Here is a 16,275-nt window from a genome sequence, read left to right as displayed (position 1 = left end):
ACGCCAGAGGCTCTAGGAAGCTTCTTGGAGGCGCGATCGCAGACATTTGCTACAAGAAACGTTTACGGTCTGCTCCGACCGAATTTATCCGCTGGTGGCTAGCACATCCTGAAAAGATGCGGCATCCTGGAGGCAACTGTCTTGGTCAAGTCCCCATGCGATCGCGTCTCTATGTCAGCTCTCGAAAGCAGCCTGACCCCTGGATTGCTGTCAATCTATCGGCTTTGTTTCCTGGTCTGGGTCAGTTTTATGCCGGGAATTCTGGCTTAGGCGCTGGCTTTATTCTGGGCGAAATCCTGCTGATTGGCAGCGCTGTCTGGTCAATTTTTGCGCCAACGGGCAATACCCTCACTGGCCTACTGCTGTTGGGCATTGCCTTCAGTCTCTATCTGCTCAGTATCTGGCAGCTCTACGCCAGCGGCGCCGCCAAGACGCTCAGCCCGCAGGGACAGCGCAGTACCTGGTACGGCGTTTTCCTATCGCAGATTCTGCCTGGGTTGGGGCATCTTTATTTTCAGCAGGCAGTGATTGGCGGCGGCCTGCTGATTGTGGGCGTCGGTCTGGCCTTTTTATCTAATACCTATCCGTCACTCACACTGCTGCCACCCTTTATCTGGGCCTTAGCCTGCTATCATCTCTATCGCACTCAGGTGAGCGGCACCCAGCGCTGCCCCTGGGCGATCGCCGTTGTGGTCGCGGGCTTGATTATGATTCGTCTGACCGTCGGCACCATTCCTAGCTGGATTCAGCAGTCGGTGGAGCAGTGTATTATTCCCAGTGAATCAATGCTGCCGACGCTAGAGGTGGGCGATCGCCTGTTTGTCAGCAAAGATCCCTTCTATCAGCCTCAGCTTGGCGATATCGTGGTGTTTACCCCGCCGATAGCGGCGCTAGCAGAAACGGCTGTTTCTGTAGACGCCCTGCTGGTTAAGCGCGTCATTGGTTTGCCGGGGCAGCAGGTACGGGTAGAAAATGGCCAGGTTTGGATTAACCAGCAAGCCCTAGCAGAACCTTATCTATACACTCCCCCTAATTATCGCTGGGGGCCGGAGACGGTTCCAACTAATGCCTATTTTGTTTTAGGAGATAATCGCAGTGCCAGCGGCGATTCTCACGTGTGGGGCTTTTTGCCCAGCTCCGATATCCTCGGTAAAGCCTATAAAATTTACTGGCCCCCCACCCGGATTCAATCTCTGGAGTAAATAAGTAACCTATGGCGGCTGAGCATCACTTTATTCTAGATTTGACCCTGGCTTTGGGCGCTTCAGCCGTAGGCGGCTATGTTGCCCACCGCTTCAAGCAGCCTGCTCTGCTGGGCTATTTGGCGACGGGACTGCTGGTGGGGCCATACGGATTCCGGCTGCTGCAAGATACTGCACAAATTCAGGCTTTAGCTGAGGTGGGCGTCGCCTTTTTGCTGTTTGCGCTGGGGGTGGAATTTTCTCTGACCGAGCTGAAGCGAGTCAAAGATATTGCCCTACAGGGTAGCCTGTTGCAGATCGGGCTGACGACGGGGTTAGTGGCGGCGATCGCCCTTTGGCTACAGTGGGCCGATTCGCCCGTAGAGGGAGTTTTCTTAGGGCTGGTGCTGTCTCTCTCCTCGACGGCGGTGGTGCTGAAAACCCTGGTAGAGCGGGGAGAAACCAATACGGTGCACGGCCAAATTATGCTGGCAATTTTGATTGCTCAGGATCTGGCTTTGGGGCTGATGCTAGCGTTTTTACCCGCGCTAACAGAACCCGATCAGCTCTGGCCGATGCTGGGCGCGGCGCTGCTAAAGGTGCTGATTTTTCTGGGCGGGGCGATCGCGGCAGGGCGCTGGCTAGTACCCCGGCTGATTCAGCGGATTGCGGCCACTGAGAATAACGAGCTGTTTCTGCTGACCGTGATTGCCCTCTGCCTTGGCGTCGCCTGGATTACAGCGGAGCTAGGGCTGTCAATTGAAATGGGCGCTTTTGTCGCAGGTCTTATGATCTCTGAGATTGACTATGCCGATCAGGCTCTGGCTAAGGTGCTGCCCCTGCGGGATACCTTTGCCTGTCTGTTCTTTGCCTCTATTGGCATGCTGATTGATCCCCAGGTGCTAGCCCAAAATTGGGGGCCAATCATCGGTCTGGTAACGCTGGTCATGCTGGGTAAAACTGTGATCATTTTGCCGATTGTGCTGAACTTCGGCTATTCCTTCAAAACGGCGGTGAATGCCAGCTTCGGCCTCAGCCAGATTGGGGAGTTCTCCTTTGTGCTGTCCCTGGTGGGGTTTGAAATGGGGCTGATTGGCGAGCAGCGCTATTCGCTGCTGCTGGGCACCACGGCAATTACCCTGATGCTGACCCCGATCTGGCTCAAGAGCGCTCCCCGCTTTGCCGATCGCTTAGCCCGTCTGCCTTTACTAAAACAGTACCTGAAGCAGCGAGAAGAACCCCGACTGCTGTCCGTGCCGGAAACCCTGAAAAATCACGTGATTGTGGCGGGCTATGGCCGGGTCGGGCAGGTGATTGTCAACATTCTGCAGAATCGCGGCTATCCGCTGCTGGTGGTGGAGAACAGCGAAGCGGCGGTGCAGGGGTTGCGCAACCGCCAGATTCCCTACATCTATGGCGACGCGGACTCAGAACTGGTGCTAGAGAAAACCCATCTAGAGACGGCCAAGGCGCTGGCGATCGCCCTGCCTGATCCTACCAGTGCCCGCCTCTTGCTGCAGCGGGCTATTAGCCAAGCCCCTCACCTAGATATTATTGCCCGCTCCCACAGCAACAAGGAGATTGACCTGCTGACCCAAATGGGGGCTAAAGAGGTGGTACAGCCGGAATTTGAGGCCGCGCTAGAATTGGGATCACACCTGCTAAAGACGCTAGGGGAGCCACCCCAGGCCATCCACGCCGTTATTGATGGAATTCGCCGCGATCGCTATCGCAGTATTCGCCCTGTTAGAGAATAGGCTGGCAAAATTTTCACGCAAGACGGCCATGTCGGCTTGCGTTTTCAGGGCTAAAGATTTAAATAGACTTTGATCATGCCAAATCGCCCAAACTCAAATCTCAAACCTCAAAATTCAGACCTGGTCTCAGACGCTCCCGCCTGTGAAGAGTCGCTAGTCCACATTAAAAATATTCGTCACGTCCAGCCCCAAATTCTGTCAACGGATAAGGCTCAGCGAATGGCGGAATTCTTTGGCGTTTTAGCTGATCCCAATCGCTTAAAGCTGATTTCGGCCCTGGCTAAACAAGAACTCTGCGTCTGCGATTTGGCAGCGCTGGTCAAAATGGGAGAATCTGCGGTTTCCCACCAGCTCCGCCTGCTGAGGACTCTGCGCTTGGTCAGCTACCGTAAGCAAGGCCGCAATGTCTACTATCGCCTCGCTGATCAGCACGTGCTCAATCTGTATCAGGAAGTTGCCGAGCATTTAGACGAACCAGCCGACTAGGTCCCTCTCGTACCTGTCCTATTTTTTTGATGTAATATCTGAACAGATATTCATGTATTTATCTTGTTAGGTACACGATGGGCGCTTGCCATTCACACAGCCATAACCCAGTCAAAACCGCCCCCAGCCAGTCCGGCTGCTGCGGTCACAATCACGGTCAGGCGGCGGCTGAGTTTGACGCTCAGTCAGCCCTGCGCCCATTTGCGATCGCGCTGGTACTTTTCCTGGTCGGTCTGATTTTCCATCAGCCGCTGCACGATACGCCTTTTGCCCTGGCCGAGTACGCGGTTTTAATTCCGGCCTATCTGATTAGCGGCTGGAGCGTTCTGACCACGGCAGGCAAGAATATCCTGCGGGGACGGCTGTTTGACGAAAATTTTTTGATGACAATTGCCACGCTGGGAGCGATCGCTATTCACGAGCTGCCAGAAGCCGTAGGCGTGATGCTGTTTTTTCAGGTGGGGGAGCTGTTTCAGGATTTAGCCGTGGGGCGATCGCGGCGATCGATTAAGTCGCTGCTGGCGGTGCGGCCAGAGATGGCTCATCTCAAGCTGGGTGAAGAGACAAAATCGGTCGATCCCGAAACCGTGGCCATTGGCAGCACGATTGTGGTGAAGCCGGGAGAGCGCGTGCCGCTGGATGGCGAAGTGCTAGCGGGTCGTTCTCAGGTAGATACCTCAGCCCTGACCGGCGAGTCAGTCCCGCGACAGGTTAAACCGGGCAGTCAGGTCTTGGCAGGCATGATCAATCAGTCCGGGCTGCTGACCCTGCGCGTGACCAAGCGGTTGGCCGACTCCTCCATCGTCAGAATTCTCGATCTAGTAGAAAATGCCAGCAGCCAAAAAGCGGCGACGGAAAAATTTATTACCCGCTTTGCCCGCTACTACACGCCCGTTGTCGTTTTCTTATCCTTAGCCGTAGCGATTTTACCGCCGCTCTTGCTGCCAGGCGCTACCGCCGCCACCTGGACTTATCGGGCCTTGGTGTTACTGGTCATTTCCTGCCCCTGCGGCTTGGTCATTAGCATTCCGCTGGGCTATTTCGGCGGCGTCGGCGGTGCGGCCAGACGCGGCATTTTAGTGAAAGGTGCTACCTTCCTCGATGCGCTGACCCAGGTGCAAACCGTCGTTTTTGACAAGACCGGCACCCTGACCCAGGGCAACTTCAAAGTGACCGAGCTGGTGACTGATAACGGCTTTTCTCAGGCTCAACTTTTAGAGCTAGCCGCGATCGCCGAAGTACATTCCAATCACCCCGTGGCTCAGTCAATTCGAGCAGCCTATGGCCAGTCAATTGACTCAGCCGCAGTCCAAAACTACCGGGAAATTTCCGGGCAGGGCATTCAGGCTCAGGTCGGCGATCGCCAGGTGCTTGTGGGCAGCGATCGGCTGCTGCATCAAGAAAACATTCCCCATTCGGTCTGCGTTGTCGCCGGAACCGTGGCTCATTTAGCGGTTGATGGTGAGTACGCTGGGCGGGTAATAATTGCCGATGAGCTGAAGCCAGATGCGCCAGAGGCCGTGCAGGCTTTACAGGCCCAAGGACTGCAAACGGCAATGCTCACGGGAGATAGCCAGTCGGTTGCCGATCGCATTGCCAGCCAGCTTGGTCTAGATAACTATCAGGCAGAGCTGCTGCCAGAAGGCAAGGTTGAGGCTTTAGAAAAGATTTTGCAGCAGGCTCAGCAAACTGGAGGCAAAGTTGCCTTTGTTGGTGACGGTATCAACGATGCCCCCGTCATTGCCAGGGCCGACGTTGGCATTGCCATGGGCGGTTTAGGGTCAGATGCGGCGATCGAAACCGCCGACGTGGTGATTATGACCGATGCCCCCTCAAAGGTTGCAGAAGCTATTCAGCTAGCGGGCAAAACGCGGCGAATTGTCTGGCAGAATATTGCTCTAGCCCTGGGCGTCAAGGCGATCTTTATTACCTTGGGAGCCGTGGGACTGGCTAGCCTCTGGGCGGCTGTCTTTGCTGATGTCGGGGTGGCGCTGCTGGCGATCTTAAACGCCGGTCGTGTGCTAAACCGTTAACAGCGGAAAATACAGGTCTATTTATGACGGCGCTGAGCCAAGCGGTTGCCTATCTCACTTACGGTCATACTCAGCCTCCTGACCCGGAAGCGGTTGTAACAGAGCTGCTAGCAGCAGAGAAATCAGCCCGGTCTCATTCAGCTACCTATGCAGATTTGGTCGGTACCTGGCGGCTAGGCTTTATCACCGGCACGAAAAAAACGCGGCAGCGAGCGGGCATTGCCCTAGGCAAGGGCCGCTTTTTGCCCAACTGGCTAAAAATTACGCTGACCTATCAGCCGTTGGAGCCGCTGGAAATAGGCGATCGGGCGCAGGTCAAGAACCGCGTGCAGCTTGGCCCATTGGATTTAATCGTGAGCGGCCCTACCCGGTTTTACGAGCGGCAGCAAATCTTAGCTTTTGACTTTACCCGACTGACCCTCAATCTCGGCTCACTTCAGCTCTACTCCGGCTTTATCCGCCAGGGAAAACAGCGAGAAGCCGAATTTGCCCAGCAGGGGCTAAAAGAGCAGGCCTTTTTCAAATATTTTTTGGTTCGTTCTGACTGTATTGGCGCTCGTGGGCGGGGCGGTGGCCTTGCCCTCTGGACTGCAGATTGACATAAAAAAGCTGGACAGCCTTAGCCATCCAGCTCTTGAGTTTAGCTAACTCTCTGGAGCAAACGTTTTACACGGCTGCGGCAGACTTGGTCTTCGCATCTAGTTCGCCCTTAGCGTACATAGCTGCGTAAACATCAACAGGCTGCTGCTTGATCTTGCTAGCATTGCCCGCTGTACCAAAAGCTTCGTAGCGCTTCTGGCAGACCTGCTTCATGTACTTAATAGCAGGCTTCATGAAGTGGCGCGGATCAAAGTTGGAAGGATCCTTCGCCGCAGCTTCCCGAATCGCCGCAGTGATAGCCAAGCGGTTATCGGTGTCAATGTTCACCTTGCGTACACCGCTCTTGATTCCTTTTTGAATCTCTTCGATGGGTACACCGTAAGTCTCAGGAATCTGACCGCCGTACTGGTTGATGATATCCAGCCACTCTTGGGGCACAGAAGAAGATCCGTGCATAACCAGGTGAGTGTTGGGCAAGCGACGGTGAATTTCTTCAATGCGGCTGATGGCCAAAATTTCGCCGGTGGGCTTACGGGTAAACTTATAAGCACCGTGGCTGGTACCAATCGCTACCGCCAGCGCGTCTACCTGAGTCGCTTCCACGAACTGAACCGCCTCATCGGGGTCAGTCAGGAGCTGGTCTTTGCTGAGGGTGCCCTCAAAACCGTGACCATCTTCTTTGTCACCCTGACCAGTTTCTAGAGAACCGAGGCAGCCTAGCTCGCCCTCTACACTAGCGCCAACCGCATGAGCAACTTTGACGACCTGGCTGGTGACATCTACGTTGTACTCAAAGCTAGCTGGGGTTTTGGCATCAGCTTCCAAGGAGCCATCCATCATCACGCTGGTAAAGCCGTTGCGAATTGCTGAATAGCAGGTTGCAGGGCTATTACCGTGATCCTGGTGCATCACCACCGGAATATCAGGATAAGTCTCGACAGCAGCCGTCACCAAGTGGCGCAGGAAGTTCTCTCCAGCGTACTTACGAGCACCCCGGGAGGCCTGCAAGATTACCGGGCTATCGGTTTCTTGAGCAGCCGCCATGATGGCCAAAATCTGCTCTAGGTTGTTGACGTTGTAAGCCGGAATCCCGTAGCCATGCTCAGCGGCGTGATCCAGCAGCAGCCTCATTGGGACAAGCGCCATAGATATCCTCCTAAATCTAAATATTGCCTAACGGCAACTGTGTCAAAAGATCAATAAGTGTTATTACTCATCAATCTTAAAGCATTTCTGGAAATGAACCTAAAACATTCAAATCCTAAAAGCCTTTGAACCAGCATGCTGGTTCCATAACGCAGTATTTTTGAAATCTGAACTCTTAGTTAAGAATATCAGAGGAAATTCAATGAGGACATGGAATCTCCTAAAAATTCTTAATTAGCTACGATAAACTGGGTCGCCTGGGATTCGAACCCAGGACCAATCGGTTAAAAGCCGAGTGCTCTACCGCTGAGCTAGCGACCCGAACAGATTTTGCCGGAACTGACACAATTATTAGTGCCGCGTCCGGTTAATAAATCTAGCACATAAAGCCAGCCTTATTAAGCCAGCCTGGTAAAAAACATCTGCAAGCCCAAAATTTTCGGCAGACCACGGCTTCTCGGCTAGCTGTGACTCAGCAGTGGCTAATCATTCAACAGACTGCCGCAGACGCACTTTTACAGAACGTAACTTTCTCGGTGAGTGCGGCGACTCATCAGGCTTTAGACTTTAGTAACGGTTTTGGCTGGTGTGAGCCGATAAGTCTGCGGCTCTGAGAAAAGCTTCAGGCCAGCCTCGCCTAAGTTTTAGCGTTTGTTGACTTTTATTAAACTCTCAAATAAGCATCATGTTTCCGACTCATCGTCCTCGCCGTCTCCGGAGCCATCCTCAACTGCGTCGCATGGTGCAGGAAAACGCCGTGACGACTAGCGACCTGATTTATCCTCTCTTTGCGGTGCCGGGAGAAGGCGTTGCGCAAGAAGTCAAGTCTATGCCTGGGGTCTATCAGCTTTCGGTAGACAAGATCGTGCAGGAAGCCAAAGAGGTTCATGCCCTTGGCATTCCAGGAATCATTCTCTTTGGTATTCCAGAGGATAAGGACAATGAAGCGACCGGCGCTTGGCACGACTGCGGCATTGTGCAAAAAGCGACAACGGCGGTCAAAGAAGCCGTCCCGGATCTAATTGTGATAGTAGATACCTGCCTGTGTGAGTACACAGCTCACGGTCACTGTGGCTACCTGGAAACTGGCGATCTCAGCGGGCGAGTACTGAACGATCCCACGCTAGAACTGCTACAGAAAACGGCAATTTCTCAGGCCCAGGCGGGAGCCGATATTATTGCCCCTTCTGGCATGATGGACGGCTTCGTGCAGGCGATTCGACAAGGACTGGACGCGGCTGATTTTACTGACATGCCAATTTTGTCCTACGCCGCTAAATACGCATCGGCTTATTACGGGCCATTCCGCGATGCGGCTGAGTCGGCCCCGCAGTTTGGCGATCGCCGCACTTATCAAATGGATCCAGCTAATGGGACAGAGGCTCTCAAGGAAATTGCGCTGGATATTGCTGAAGGGGCCGATATGCTGATGGTGAAGCCAGCTCTGTCCTATATGGACATTATCTGGCGGGTGAAGCAGGCGACAAATTTACCCGTAGCGGCTTATAACGTGTCGGGTGAGTATTCAATGGTGAAGGCGGCGGCGCTAAACGGCTGGATAGACGAGCAGAAGGTCGTCATGGAGACGATGCTGAGCTTTAAGCGCTCAGGAGCCGACCTGATTTTGACCTATCACGCCAAGGACATTGCGCGCTGGCTGCAAGGGTAATGAGGCAATATTAAGTCGTAAAAAAAGCAGCCTCTCGGAGGCTGCTTTTGCTTTTAGTAGAGATGAATACGAGCTGAATGAAGCCGAAAAAACTAGAACCGCTGGCGAGAAACAATTTTCTCAAAGTCTGCCTGGGTTTGCTCTAGTAGCTGTTGGCGGCGATCGCCCTTTTGGCCCAAAGGCGGCACTAGATTACGCGCTTGTAAAGCCATGTGGAGCTGTAGGTGAGCTACGTATTCGCTAAAGTCTTCGCGGGTAGTGTTGGCTGACTGCTCTGTTCGTGGTAGCAAAACGCTTCCCCCTGGGTTTGGAACGCACTTTCAACAGTATTGACCCTATCATCCACTTTGAGCCATGTTACAAATCCGAAAAAAAGCTTAACGCTCTGACCCAGTTGAGCCGTCAATCAGGCTAAAAAGCAGCTTGAAGTGAGCACAGACAATCGGCATTTGAGCTGAGGCGGTTCTATCTAAGCGATCGCACTCACGACTAAAAAAGTCCCAGTGTGTCCGGCGCCAGTAGGTTAAAGAGAGATCGCCTTCTCCCTCCGCCCAGGCAAAGTCAGCAGAAACTTGATTAAACGGCAAAATTTCAACTTGCGTATATTCGAGCACGAAGACAGGCTGCTGTTGCCAATTGACGACAATCTCTAACTCGCCAGGAGTGGGAACGGCCTCTTGCTCAACCTGCCAAGACCAGAGCAAACTGGCCGTAGCCCGTTTCTGCCCTGCCTGTACTAGATGAATCAAATCCTCTGAATTTTCCTGAGTATCCCCGAAATCACCGACGATACCTACAGGTTTGGGCAGCAAAAACCCTTTTGATTCAACCTGAGTGATTAGTTGCGATAAAGCAGGTGAATTCATGCGTAAGGGCTAGACGGTTTCATTACTGGCAGGCAAAATCGCTTCGATATGTCTAAAAATGGTCGTGACATAGGCCACTAAAGCCATCTTGCCTTCCTCCCCTGGACAAGCTGCCAAAGCCTCGACAGCTTGCTGTTGCTCTTGCAGGGCCGTCCAGACCATAAACTCGCGGGTCTGGAGCTGATCTAAAAGGCTGATGATGCGATCGCGCTGAGCCTGCAAATTGCTGCTTGCCCAAATGCGCTGCAGTTCGGCCTGTGCTGGATGCTCAAGGCACAGGCCATACAGCAAAGGAAAAGTCATCTTACCCATTGCCAAATCCCCAATGCCAATCGGTTCCCACATTCCCTGGAGGTCATCAAACAGTTGCAAAACCATCCCCAGGTGATAGCCAAACTGACGGCAAGCCTTGAAGTAATCAGGCTGTTCTGTGCCGCATAAAGCCCCAGCTTCGCAGACCATGGCAAAAGCAGCGGCATTCTTGGCCTGCATTATCTGCCAGTAGTCTTCAAAGGTTGGCGCCGATCCTTGTAGGTCTCGCTCTTGACCGCTAAGCAAGCGCAACCCCGTTTGGGCAAACGTTTGAGTGATTTTACGGTGACAGGCATCCGACCAAGGAGCCTGCGCCAGCAGCTGGTTGCATAGGGCATAGAGACCCGCACTCAGGTTAAACGCGCGCGCCGCCCCCACCTCGGCCCACAGTCCAGACTGCCGATCTTGATCCTGCAGATCATCTAGAATGCGCATGGCTAGATTGAGAACTTCCCAGGCCGCTGCGACTGGAATTGCCGTTTGCGGATCGCCTCCCACAGCGGCACAGCTTGCCAAAGGTAAAATAGATAGCGAACCCAGGGGCCGCTCAGTTAGATTACTGAGAACCGAGCTAAGCGCCGGCCAGTGAGCTGGGCTGAGCTGCCGGATATAGTGACGCACCTGCGGCAACAGAGATTGAAACTTTTGCAGATGGACTAAATTGGCTTCGGTGAGCTTCAATTCCGTCATCTAGGTTGCCTCCAGTGTTTATGGACAGCCAGTTCTGGGCTATCCAAAAGAGCGCGCTCATCGCTACTGCACTACCGTTGCCGCATGCAGTTCCTGATACAGCTCGGTACGAGTTTTCAACATGCGCAACATGACGCTGGCTCCATCCTGGAGATGACCAGCCTGGATTCTGTCCTCAGCGGCTAATAGCTTCATCTCGGTATCGTCTTCTACTTCTGATCCGGCGTACTCGCTGCCGAGAACCGCTAACCCCTGCTTCGCGCAGGCGATCGCTGCTTCAAAGTTGCCTTGATCTATAAATTGATCTCCCAGAGCCAGCCAGGCGCGACTGCTAGCAAGGACTAGGTGAGGTGGATTATCAGGATCAGGAGGCGCTGCTGATCTAATCACAACCCTACCAGCCGCTGAATCCTCTGCCAGGGACTGCTCGACCTGAATCAACCATTGGTCAGGGTCTGTTGCTTCGATAGTGACTGGAGATGAGGTCATTGCAAACCTTCCTTGATCAAGCTGGACGGGGAAACTGAGAGAATCGGCATTACTGTCAACATCAGGGGCGAGAGGGGCGGTGCAGGACTGGATAACGATGAGTAAAACCAGCAGTAAACCTTGAATTATGAATACCGTGTTAGTCATAGCAGCGACCCCGGCAAGATAGATCCTGGCATTGCCTCCATCTGAGCCTATCTACTGTTTGCTGAGCTTACCGCCAGACCCCTTGTAGTACACCAAATCGTACTTACTACAAACGGCCTTGACTGCAGCTTCGACCCGTTCCTGGAACGTCCCTTTCGCTGTACTGAAGGTATCATTCCAGGTCTTCTTCATTTCGGCTTTGAGGTCTTTTTTACCTTGTTTGTCTAGCTCTGAGCGCTTTTTATTGAACTCCTGCGTGCGGCTGACGACAAATTGGCCTTCACCCGCCTGAACGATCTTGAAGTGTTCATCTTGGGTAACCAGATTGGCTAGATCAGCCCCGCTAAAAGACACATGGGTATGGCCACCTTCACTTTTGTCGTAGGGATGACTGTGGCCGGAAGCAACCAGCGTTTCGTCTGCTTCAACATCGCCATAGTTGGGACTGAAGGAACCCGATTTGCCAGCAGGCCCAGCTTTCCAAGAGTAAGTCCCGTCTTTATTCTTGACTAAAATACCGCCTTGCTCCTGAGACTTGCCCCCCGGAAAAGATTTTTTCCAGGCTGCTTGCATGCCTGCCTTCATCGATTCTGGGATCACAAATTTCTCAGGCAGATTCTCTTTTTTGAGATTGCCTAAGGCTAGGGTATCGAAGTTGATTTCTTCTGCCGTTTTCTTAGAGGCTGCCTGGCTAGGCTCCTCCTTGCCAGATGGACTCCTCCCCATGCAGCGGACGACATTGAGCGGAGACTGCTGTTGTATTTTGATGGACTGGGGTGATTCTGCTAGATTTGCGCGATAGCGATCGAGGAGAGCATCGGAGTGGGCTTGACGAAACAGATGTAGTCCCTGCTGAGACTGGGCCGCATTGGCTTGAGCAGTGCGCTTGAGCGCAGTTTGGAGATAGGTGGGCAGTGAAGTATTTTCGGCAGGCTGGGGCTGCTGGCTTGGGTCAGAGTTTGGACCGGGCTGGGGCGATCGCTGAGTCGAGCTGACTTCACTAGAGCCAGCAGATTTCTCTGGAAACAGGGGAATATTGGCCGCATCAAAGTCTATTCCCGACTTGGGCTTAGCTGTAGCTTCTGAAGAGGCTAGCGCAGAGGCTGTAAAGGAACGGGACTGCAGTTGGGTGTTAGCCACAGCAGACAGTTTTTTTGAGGATTTCGGGCTCTGAAAATCTTTGCTCATAGTCTAGACCTTACCTGGAGAGCATATGCACTGAGTCTCGGTGCACGCCTGCTTTTTCCTCAACATGTGGCTCGTAGACGGTATGAACCTCTTGGCCTACCACTCTTGGCCTACCAAGAGTTTGCACCGACCTCAGAGGCAAGGAGCCTTTTCCAATTTTTCGCCTGCTGACGGGGGTGACTCCATCTTGTCATAGCTCATTCAGGGCGTCATGAGCATTTGTGGTTCCTGATAAACTTCTTAAAAATGGCTGTTCTACAAGGTTAATGCTGACTTGGGGCAGATTTTGCTGCTAGGCACTATTTAGCTCTTGCAAAGGCCCTCATGCCCTTTTACAGGTGAGAAAGACAAGATCCGTAAAGTTTGCTCTGGCGGGCTACAGGATTGGGAGACTCATCTTGAAGCCCAAACTATGAGATCCTTATACTTGTGAAGCAAACCTGAACCTTGGAAGCATTGTGAAAGCCATAACCCTGCTTGGATCGACTGGCTCCATCGGCACACAGACCCTCGATATTGTGCAGAGTCATTCGGATCAGTTTCGCTTAGTGGGTATTGCGGCAGGACGTAACGTTGAGCTACTGGCCCAGCAGGTGAAGCAGTTTCGGCCTGAAATTGTGGCCCTTTGCCAGAAAGATCGCCTGCCGGAACTCAAGGCAGCGATCGCAGATTTAGACCCGCAGCCGATTCTTTTAGCAGGGGAAGAAGGCGTTGTCGAAGTGGCCCGCTACGGCGATGCCGAAGCCGTCGTCACGGGCATTGTCGGCTGTGCAGGATTGCTGCCAACGCTAGCGGCAATCGAGGCGGGTAAAGATATCGCGCTAGCCAACAAGGAAACCCTCATCGCTGGTGGCCCGGTCGTCTTACCCCTAGTTGAAAAGCACGGTGTCCGTCTCCTACCGGCTGATTCCGAGCACTCAGCCATTTTTCAGTGTCTACAAGGTGTACCCAAAGGCGGGCTGCGGCGGATTCTACTCACGGCTTCTGGCGGTGCTTTCCGGGACTGGCCCACCGAAAAGCTAGCCGAGGTGCAAGTTGCCGATGCGCTCAAACATCCCAACTGGTCGATGGGGCGCAAAATCACCGTAGACTCAGCCACTCTGATGAATAAGGGCTTAGAGGTGATAGAGGCACACTATCTGTTTGGCCTAGACTATGACCAAATTGATATTGTGATTCATCCGCAGAGTATTATTCACTCCTTGATTGAGCTGCAGGATACCTCCATGTTGGCCCAGCTTGGCTGGCCCGATATGCGGCTGCCGCTGCTGTATGCCCTTTCCTGGCCGGAGCGCCTCTACACGGACTGGGAACCGCTAGATTTGGTCAAAGCGGGCGACCTCACCTTCCGCCACCCCGATCATCAGAAGTATCCCTGCATGGACTTGGCCTACGCCGCAGGCCGAGCGGGCGGCTCAATGACGGCAGTGCTGAATGCGGCCAACGAGCAGGCAGTTTCTCTCTTTTTAGACGAAAAGATTCGGTTTTTAGATATTCCGCATCTAATTGAGCAGGTCTGCGATCGCCATCAGACCCAAAATCCAGCCAGTCCGACCCTAGAAGATATATTGGAAGCCGATCGCTGGGCCAGAAGTGAAGTCGAGTCTCTCAGTCATTCTCTGTCTCAGCCCGCCTCTATTCGCTAAATTAATTTGCTGAAGTTATCGTGGAACTTGTCGTTATTGTTGGCGCGTTTGCCGTTTCCGTTTTAGCTTTTTTATGGCTCATTAGAGTTGTCAAAGCAACTCTAAAAACGGCTCTACTGGTGGCTGTCATTTTGCTAGGATTGCAAATCTTTTTTGGCATTGGCCCCGGTACAATCTGGCAGCAACTCCAAGACTGGCTACCGGGCGTAGACGCGACCACTCCAAATCGCTAATCCTCAAACTGGGCAATCAGCCGGTTTAAAGTTTGCTGCATCTCGGCAGGCAGCGATCGCATAATCTTGTTGTGCTGGCGATCGACGGGGACGAGAGTGACCTGACCACTGAGGCAGAGATAGCTAGGGGCGATCGCATGAACTTCATAGTGCCAATTTAACCTGATGCCCCGATAGGTCAAGCGGGTTTTAATCAGCGCTTCCATACCCAATTGCAAAGCCCGGTGATAGCGCAGAGATAAATCAATCACGGGTAGATCAATCCCTGCCGTCACCCACTCTGCAAAATCCGCTCCCGCCTGCCGCAAACATTCAACTCGAGCGGCCTCCAGCCAGGTAATATACGTTCCGTGCCAAACGACGCCGGCATAGTCGGTATGGTGAGGTTGAACCCGAACTGGGTATTGAAACCAGGATTGATGGGGCATTAAACTTTGCTATTCTGCGTGTTTAAATTACCAAGAAATGACTCAGCAAACCTGGTTCAAAACGCTTCAACGACGAGGCACGTCCTAGTCTAGATCAAGCTGGGCGGTTACTAAAAATTATAAATTCCGCTCAAACTAACTCAAAAGACCTGCGTATGATGAAGTAGACTCAACGCCTCAGAGAGACAGCTTTTTGAGGATTGACACAGCTATCTATTTAATCACCGCAATTATTAGAACACTGCTGCTTTTGCAACGCTTAACCTAGAGGTCAGCATGATAGAAAAAATTTTACTCGCAGATTCCGGCACGGGAAATACAGAAGCCATGATGAAGGCGCTGATGGAAATTCCCTTGATTCAGCGAGCCGAAGTCACTGTGCTGCACGTTGTGCCGCCACAGGTTACAGCCGAAGAGATGACCAGCCGCTGGGAAGCGGGTGGCAGGACTCTTGCTGAAGCAATTAACAAGCTAAACCTAGATCCGAAGCGGGTGACAGCAATGCTGCGGGAAGGCGATCCCAAAAACGTTGTGTGCAAAGTTGCCGATGAAATTGAAGCCAGCCTAATTATTATGGGTTCGCGTGGCCTACGGGGTCTGAAGGCAATTTTGGAAAACTCGGTCAGTCAGTATGTTTTTCAGCTAGCGTCTCAGCCCATGCTGCTGGTAAAAGACGACCTCTACTCCATTCGCTCCGTCAAGCGCATTTTAGTAGCCTTAGATAAGTCAGATTCGGCGCAGCAGAGCTTAAAGCTAGCCCTCTCGATGCTTCGAGACATCAAGGATGGCGAGCTGATTTTAGTCCATTCAGTTTCCAATTTGAAAGCTAAACCGCTGGAAGAAACCAATCCCAATCCAGAGCAAGATCCCCTATTGGCTTCTGCCGCGGCAGAAGCCAAACGTTTGGGCATCAAATATCGCTGCGTGGCCCCCGAAGGCAAAGCCGGACAGCGTATTTGCCAGCTCGCCGAAGATATGAATGTCAATCTCCTAATTCTAGGCTCCCCCGATCGCCGTCCCTCAATTGCCAAAGGGATGCCGGATCTAGACCGACTCCTGGGAGAATCCTTATCCGACTACGTGCGCGTCTATGCCCCTTGTCCGGTGCTGCTCACCCGTATGTCGGCATAAAAAACGGCTCTATTGGCAGGCAACGGGTAGATAAAAAAGGATTGCTTTCCAAGTTGAAGAGGCGCGCTACGTGCCTCTTTTGGTCTGAATGTCAGAAAAAGTAAACATTAAGACCAAATCTATGGACGTTTAGGGCTAAAAACGTAACAATGAGTACAGAAACGAAATCGTTCACCTTTCCCGGAAATACCTCTGTGCCTGTGTAGTTTGAGGGGAAGGCGGAAGTAGGGATGCCCCGAAGGAACGCGCCTTTAGCAACTCACTTCATCTGGA

The 16,275-nt window shown here is 52.8% G+C and carries 17 protein-coding genes, 1 tRNA gene and 1 riboswitch; of the genes, 10 read left to right on the top strand and 8 right to left on the bottom strand.

Annotated elements, in window-relative coordinates; genetic code table 11:
* Positions 1–116: 116 nt before the first annotated feature.
* From lepB to QJQ48_RS06690, 5 genes are all read left to right on the top strand, one after another.
* Positions 117–1,202 carry a signal peptidase I gene (lepB, locus tag QJQ48_RS06710; RefSeq protein ID WP_346290441.1) on the top strand — a complete coding sequence of 362 codons (1,086 nt, stop codon included), beginning with the start codon at positions 117–119 and terminating at the stop codon, positions 1,200–1,202.
* An 11-nt stretch (positions 1,203–1,213) separates the two neighbouring features.
* Positions 1,214–2,938, top strand: coding sequence for a cation:proton antiporter (locus tag QJQ48_RS06705; protein ID WP_346290440.1), 1,725 nt, complete (start codon positions 1,214–1,216; stop codon positions 2,936–2,938).
* A gap of 75 nt (positions 2,939–3,013) precedes the next feature.
* A complete protein-coding gene (locus QJQ48_RS06700) occupies positions 3,014–3,424 on the top strand; it encodes an ArsR/SmtB family transcription factor (protein ID WP_346290439.1) in 411 nt (136 codons plus the stop codon).
* 77 nt (positions 3,425–3,501) lie between these two features.
* Positions 3,502–5,457: a heavy metal translocating P-type ATPase gene (locus QJQ48_RS06695; RefSeq protein ID WP_346290438.1), complete on the top strand. Its 1,956-nt coding sequence runs from the start codon at positions 3,502–3,504 to the stop codon at positions 5,455–5,457.
* Positions 5,458–5,480: 23 nt separating this feature from the next.
* Entirely contained in the window at positions 5,481–6,056 is a 576-nt protein-coding gene (locus QJQ48_RS06690; protein WP_346290437.1) for a hypothetical protein, read from the top strand.
* Positions 6,057–6,123: 67 nt separating this feature from the next.
* Here the strand turns inward: QJQ48_RS06690 and fba are convergent, their stop codons facing one another.
* Positions 6,124–7,203, bottom strand: coding sequence for a class II fructose-bisphosphate aldolase (gene fba, locus QJQ48_RS06685; protein ID WP_346290436.1), 1,080 nt, complete (start codon positions 7,201–7,203; stop codon positions 6,124–6,126).
* A gap of 249 nt (positions 7,204–7,452) precedes the next feature.
* Positions 7,453–7,524 (bottom strand) — tRNA-Lys (locus tag QJQ48_RS06680).
* A gap of 146 nt (positions 7,525–7,670) precedes the next feature.
* On the opposite strand from QJQ48_RS06680, the gene QJQ48_RS06675 reads away from it, so the two are divergent.
* Both QJQ48_RS06675 and hemB read left to right on the top strand, forming a co-directional pair.
* Positions 7,671–7,817 carry a hypothetical protein gene (locus tag QJQ48_RS06675; RefSeq protein WP_346290435.1) on the top strand — a complete coding sequence of 49 codons (147 nt, stop codon included), beginning with the start codon at positions 7,671–7,673 and terminating at the stop codon, positions 7,815–7,817.
* 71 nt (positions 7,818–7,888) lie between these two features.
* Positions 7,889–8,872 carry a porphobilinogen synthase gene (gene hemB / locus QJQ48_RS06670; RefSeq protein WP_346290434.1) on the top strand — a complete coding sequence of 328 codons (984 nt, stop codon included), beginning with the start codon at positions 7,889–7,891 and terminating at the stop codon, positions 8,870–8,872.
* A 92-nt stretch (positions 8,873–8,964) separates the two neighbouring features.
* On the opposite strand, the gene QJQ48_RS06665 is transcribed toward hemB, so the two are convergent.
* From QJQ48_RS06665 to QJQ48_RS06645, 5 genes are all read right to left on the bottom strand, one after another.
* Positions 8,965–9,162 carry a hypothetical protein gene (locus QJQ48_RS06665; protein ID WP_346290433.1) on the bottom strand — a complete coding sequence of 66 codons (198 nt, stop codon included), beginning with the start codon at positions 9,160–9,162 and terminating at the stop codon, positions 8,965–8,967.
* Between the two features lie 87 nt (positions 9,163–9,249).
* A complete protein-coding gene (locus QJQ48_RS06660) occupies positions 9,250–9,738 on the bottom strand; it encodes an ASCH domain-containing protein (RefSeq protein WP_346290432.1) in 489 nt (162 codons plus the stop codon).
* Between the two features lie 9 nt (positions 9,739–9,747).
* The gene (locus QJQ48_RS06655) at positions 9,748–10,740 is read right to left on the bottom strand and encodes a polyprenyl synthetase family protein (RefSeq protein WP_346290431.1); all 993 of its coding nucleotides are present in this window, start codon (positions 10,738–10,740) and stop codon (positions 9,748–9,750) included.
* Between the two features lie 63 nt (positions 10,741–10,803).
* Positions 10,804–11,229, bottom strand: coding sequence for a hypothetical protein (locus tag QJQ48_RS06650; RefSeq protein WP_346290430.1), 426 nt, complete (start codon positions 11,227–11,229; stop codon positions 10,804–10,806).
* Between the two features lie 198 nt (positions 11,230–11,427).
* On the bottom strand, positions 11,428–12,516 hold the full coding sequence (locus tag QJQ48_RS06645) for a hypothetical protein (protein WP_346290429.1): 1,089 nt from the start codon (positions 12,514–12,516) through the stop codon (positions 11,428–11,430).
* 506 nt (positions 12,517–13,022) lie between these two features.
* Between QJQ48_RS06645 and dxr the strand changes: the two genes are divergently transcribed.
* Both dxr and QJQ48_RS06635 read left to right on the top strand, forming a co-directional pair.
* The gene (gene dxr / locus QJQ48_RS06640; RefSeq protein WP_346290428.1) at positions 13,023–14,210 is read left to right on the top strand and encodes a 1-deoxy-D-xylulose-5-phosphate reductoisomerase; all 1,188 of its coding nucleotides are present in this window, start codon (positions 13,023–13,025) and stop codon (positions 14,208–14,210) included.
* A gap of 20 nt (positions 14,211–14,230) precedes the next feature.
* Positions 14,231–14,443: a hypothetical protein gene (locus QJQ48_RS06635; RefSeq protein ID WP_346290427.1), complete on the top strand. Its 213-nt coding sequence runs from the start codon at positions 14,231–14,233 to the stop codon at positions 14,441–14,443.
* On the opposite strand, the gene QJQ48_RS06630 is transcribed toward QJQ48_RS06635, so the two are convergent.
* On the bottom strand, positions 14,440–14,871 hold the full coding sequence (locus tag QJQ48_RS06630; protein WP_346290426.1) for an acyl-CoA thioesterase: 432 nt from the start codon (positions 14,869–14,871) through the stop codon (positions 14,440–14,442). The two genes, QJQ48_RS06635 and QJQ48_RS06630, sit on opposite strands and share 4 nt — an antisense overlap.
* Before the next feature lie 276 nt (positions 14,872–15,147).
* On the opposite strand from QJQ48_RS06630, the gene QJQ48_RS06625 reads away from it, so the two are divergent.
* Complete coding sequence (locus QJQ48_RS06625) at positions 15,148–16,002, top strand: universal stress protein (RefSeq protein ID WP_346290425.1); 855 nt, start codon at positions 15,148–15,150, stop codon at positions 16,000–16,002.
* A 166-nt stretch (positions 16,003–16,168) separates the two neighbouring features.
* Positions 16,169–16,252: riboswitch (Glutamine riboswitch) on the top strand.
* Positions 16,253–16,275 lie beyond the last annotated feature (23 nt).

The sequence above is a fragment of the Sphaerothrix gracilis Ecp01 genome, from assembly GCF_030405905.1.
Taxonomy (GTDB): Bacteria; Cyanobacteriota; Cyanobacteriia; order Phormidesmidales; family Phormidesmidaceae; genus Sphaerothrix; species Sphaerothrix gracilis.
The sequence above is the reverse complement of the archived record's forward strand: the minus strand, read 5'-3'. Positions and strand labels throughout refer to the sequence as shown.

Coding starts and splice junctions, on each gene's coding strand:
- QJQ48_RS06705 (WP_346290440.1), top strand. CDS start 1,214: ATGGCGGCTGAGCATCACTTTATTCTAGATTTGACCCTGGCTTTGGGC.
- hemB (WP_346290434.1), top strand. CDS start 7,889: ATGTTTCCGACTCATCGTCCTCGCCGTCTCCGGAGCCATCCTCAACTG.
- QJQ48_RS06660 (WP_346290432.1), bottom strand. CDS start 9,738: ATGAATTCACCTGCTTTATCGCAACTAATCACTCAGGTTGAATCAAAA.
- QJQ48_RS06700 (WP_346290439.1), top strand. CDS start 3,014: ATGCCAAATCGCCCAAACTCAAATCTCAAACCTCAAAATTCAGACCTG.
- lepB (WP_346290441.1), top strand. CDS start 117: ATGCGGCATCCTGGAGGCAACTGTCTTGGTCAAGTCCCCATGCGATCG.
- QJQ48_RS06625 (WP_346290425.1), top strand. CDS start 15,148: ATGATAGAAAAAATTTTACTCGCAGATTCCGGCACGGGAAATACAGAA.
- QJQ48_RS06695 (WP_346290438.1), top strand. CDS start 3,502: ATGGGCGCTTGCCATTCACACAGCCATAACCCAGTCAAAACCGCCCCC.
- QJQ48_RS06630 (WP_346290426.1), bottom strand. CDS start 14,871: ATGCCCCATCAATCCTGGTTTCAATACCCAGTTCGGGTTCAACCTCAC.
- QJQ48_RS06690 (WP_346290437.1), top strand. CDS start 5,481: ATGACGGCGCTGAGCCAAGCGGTTGCCTATCTCACTTACGGTCATACT.
- fba (WP_346290436.1), bottom strand. CDS start 7,203: ATGGCGCTTGTCCCAATGAGGCTGCTGCTGGATCACGCCGCTGAGCAT.
- QJQ48_RS06655 (WP_346290431.1), bottom strand. CDS start 10,740: ATGACGGAATTGAAGCTCACCGAAGCCAATTTAGTCCATCTGCAAAAG.
- QJQ48_RS06650 (WP_346290430.1), bottom strand. CDS start 11,229: ATGACCTCATCTCCAGTCACTATCGAAGCAACAGACCCTGACCAATGG.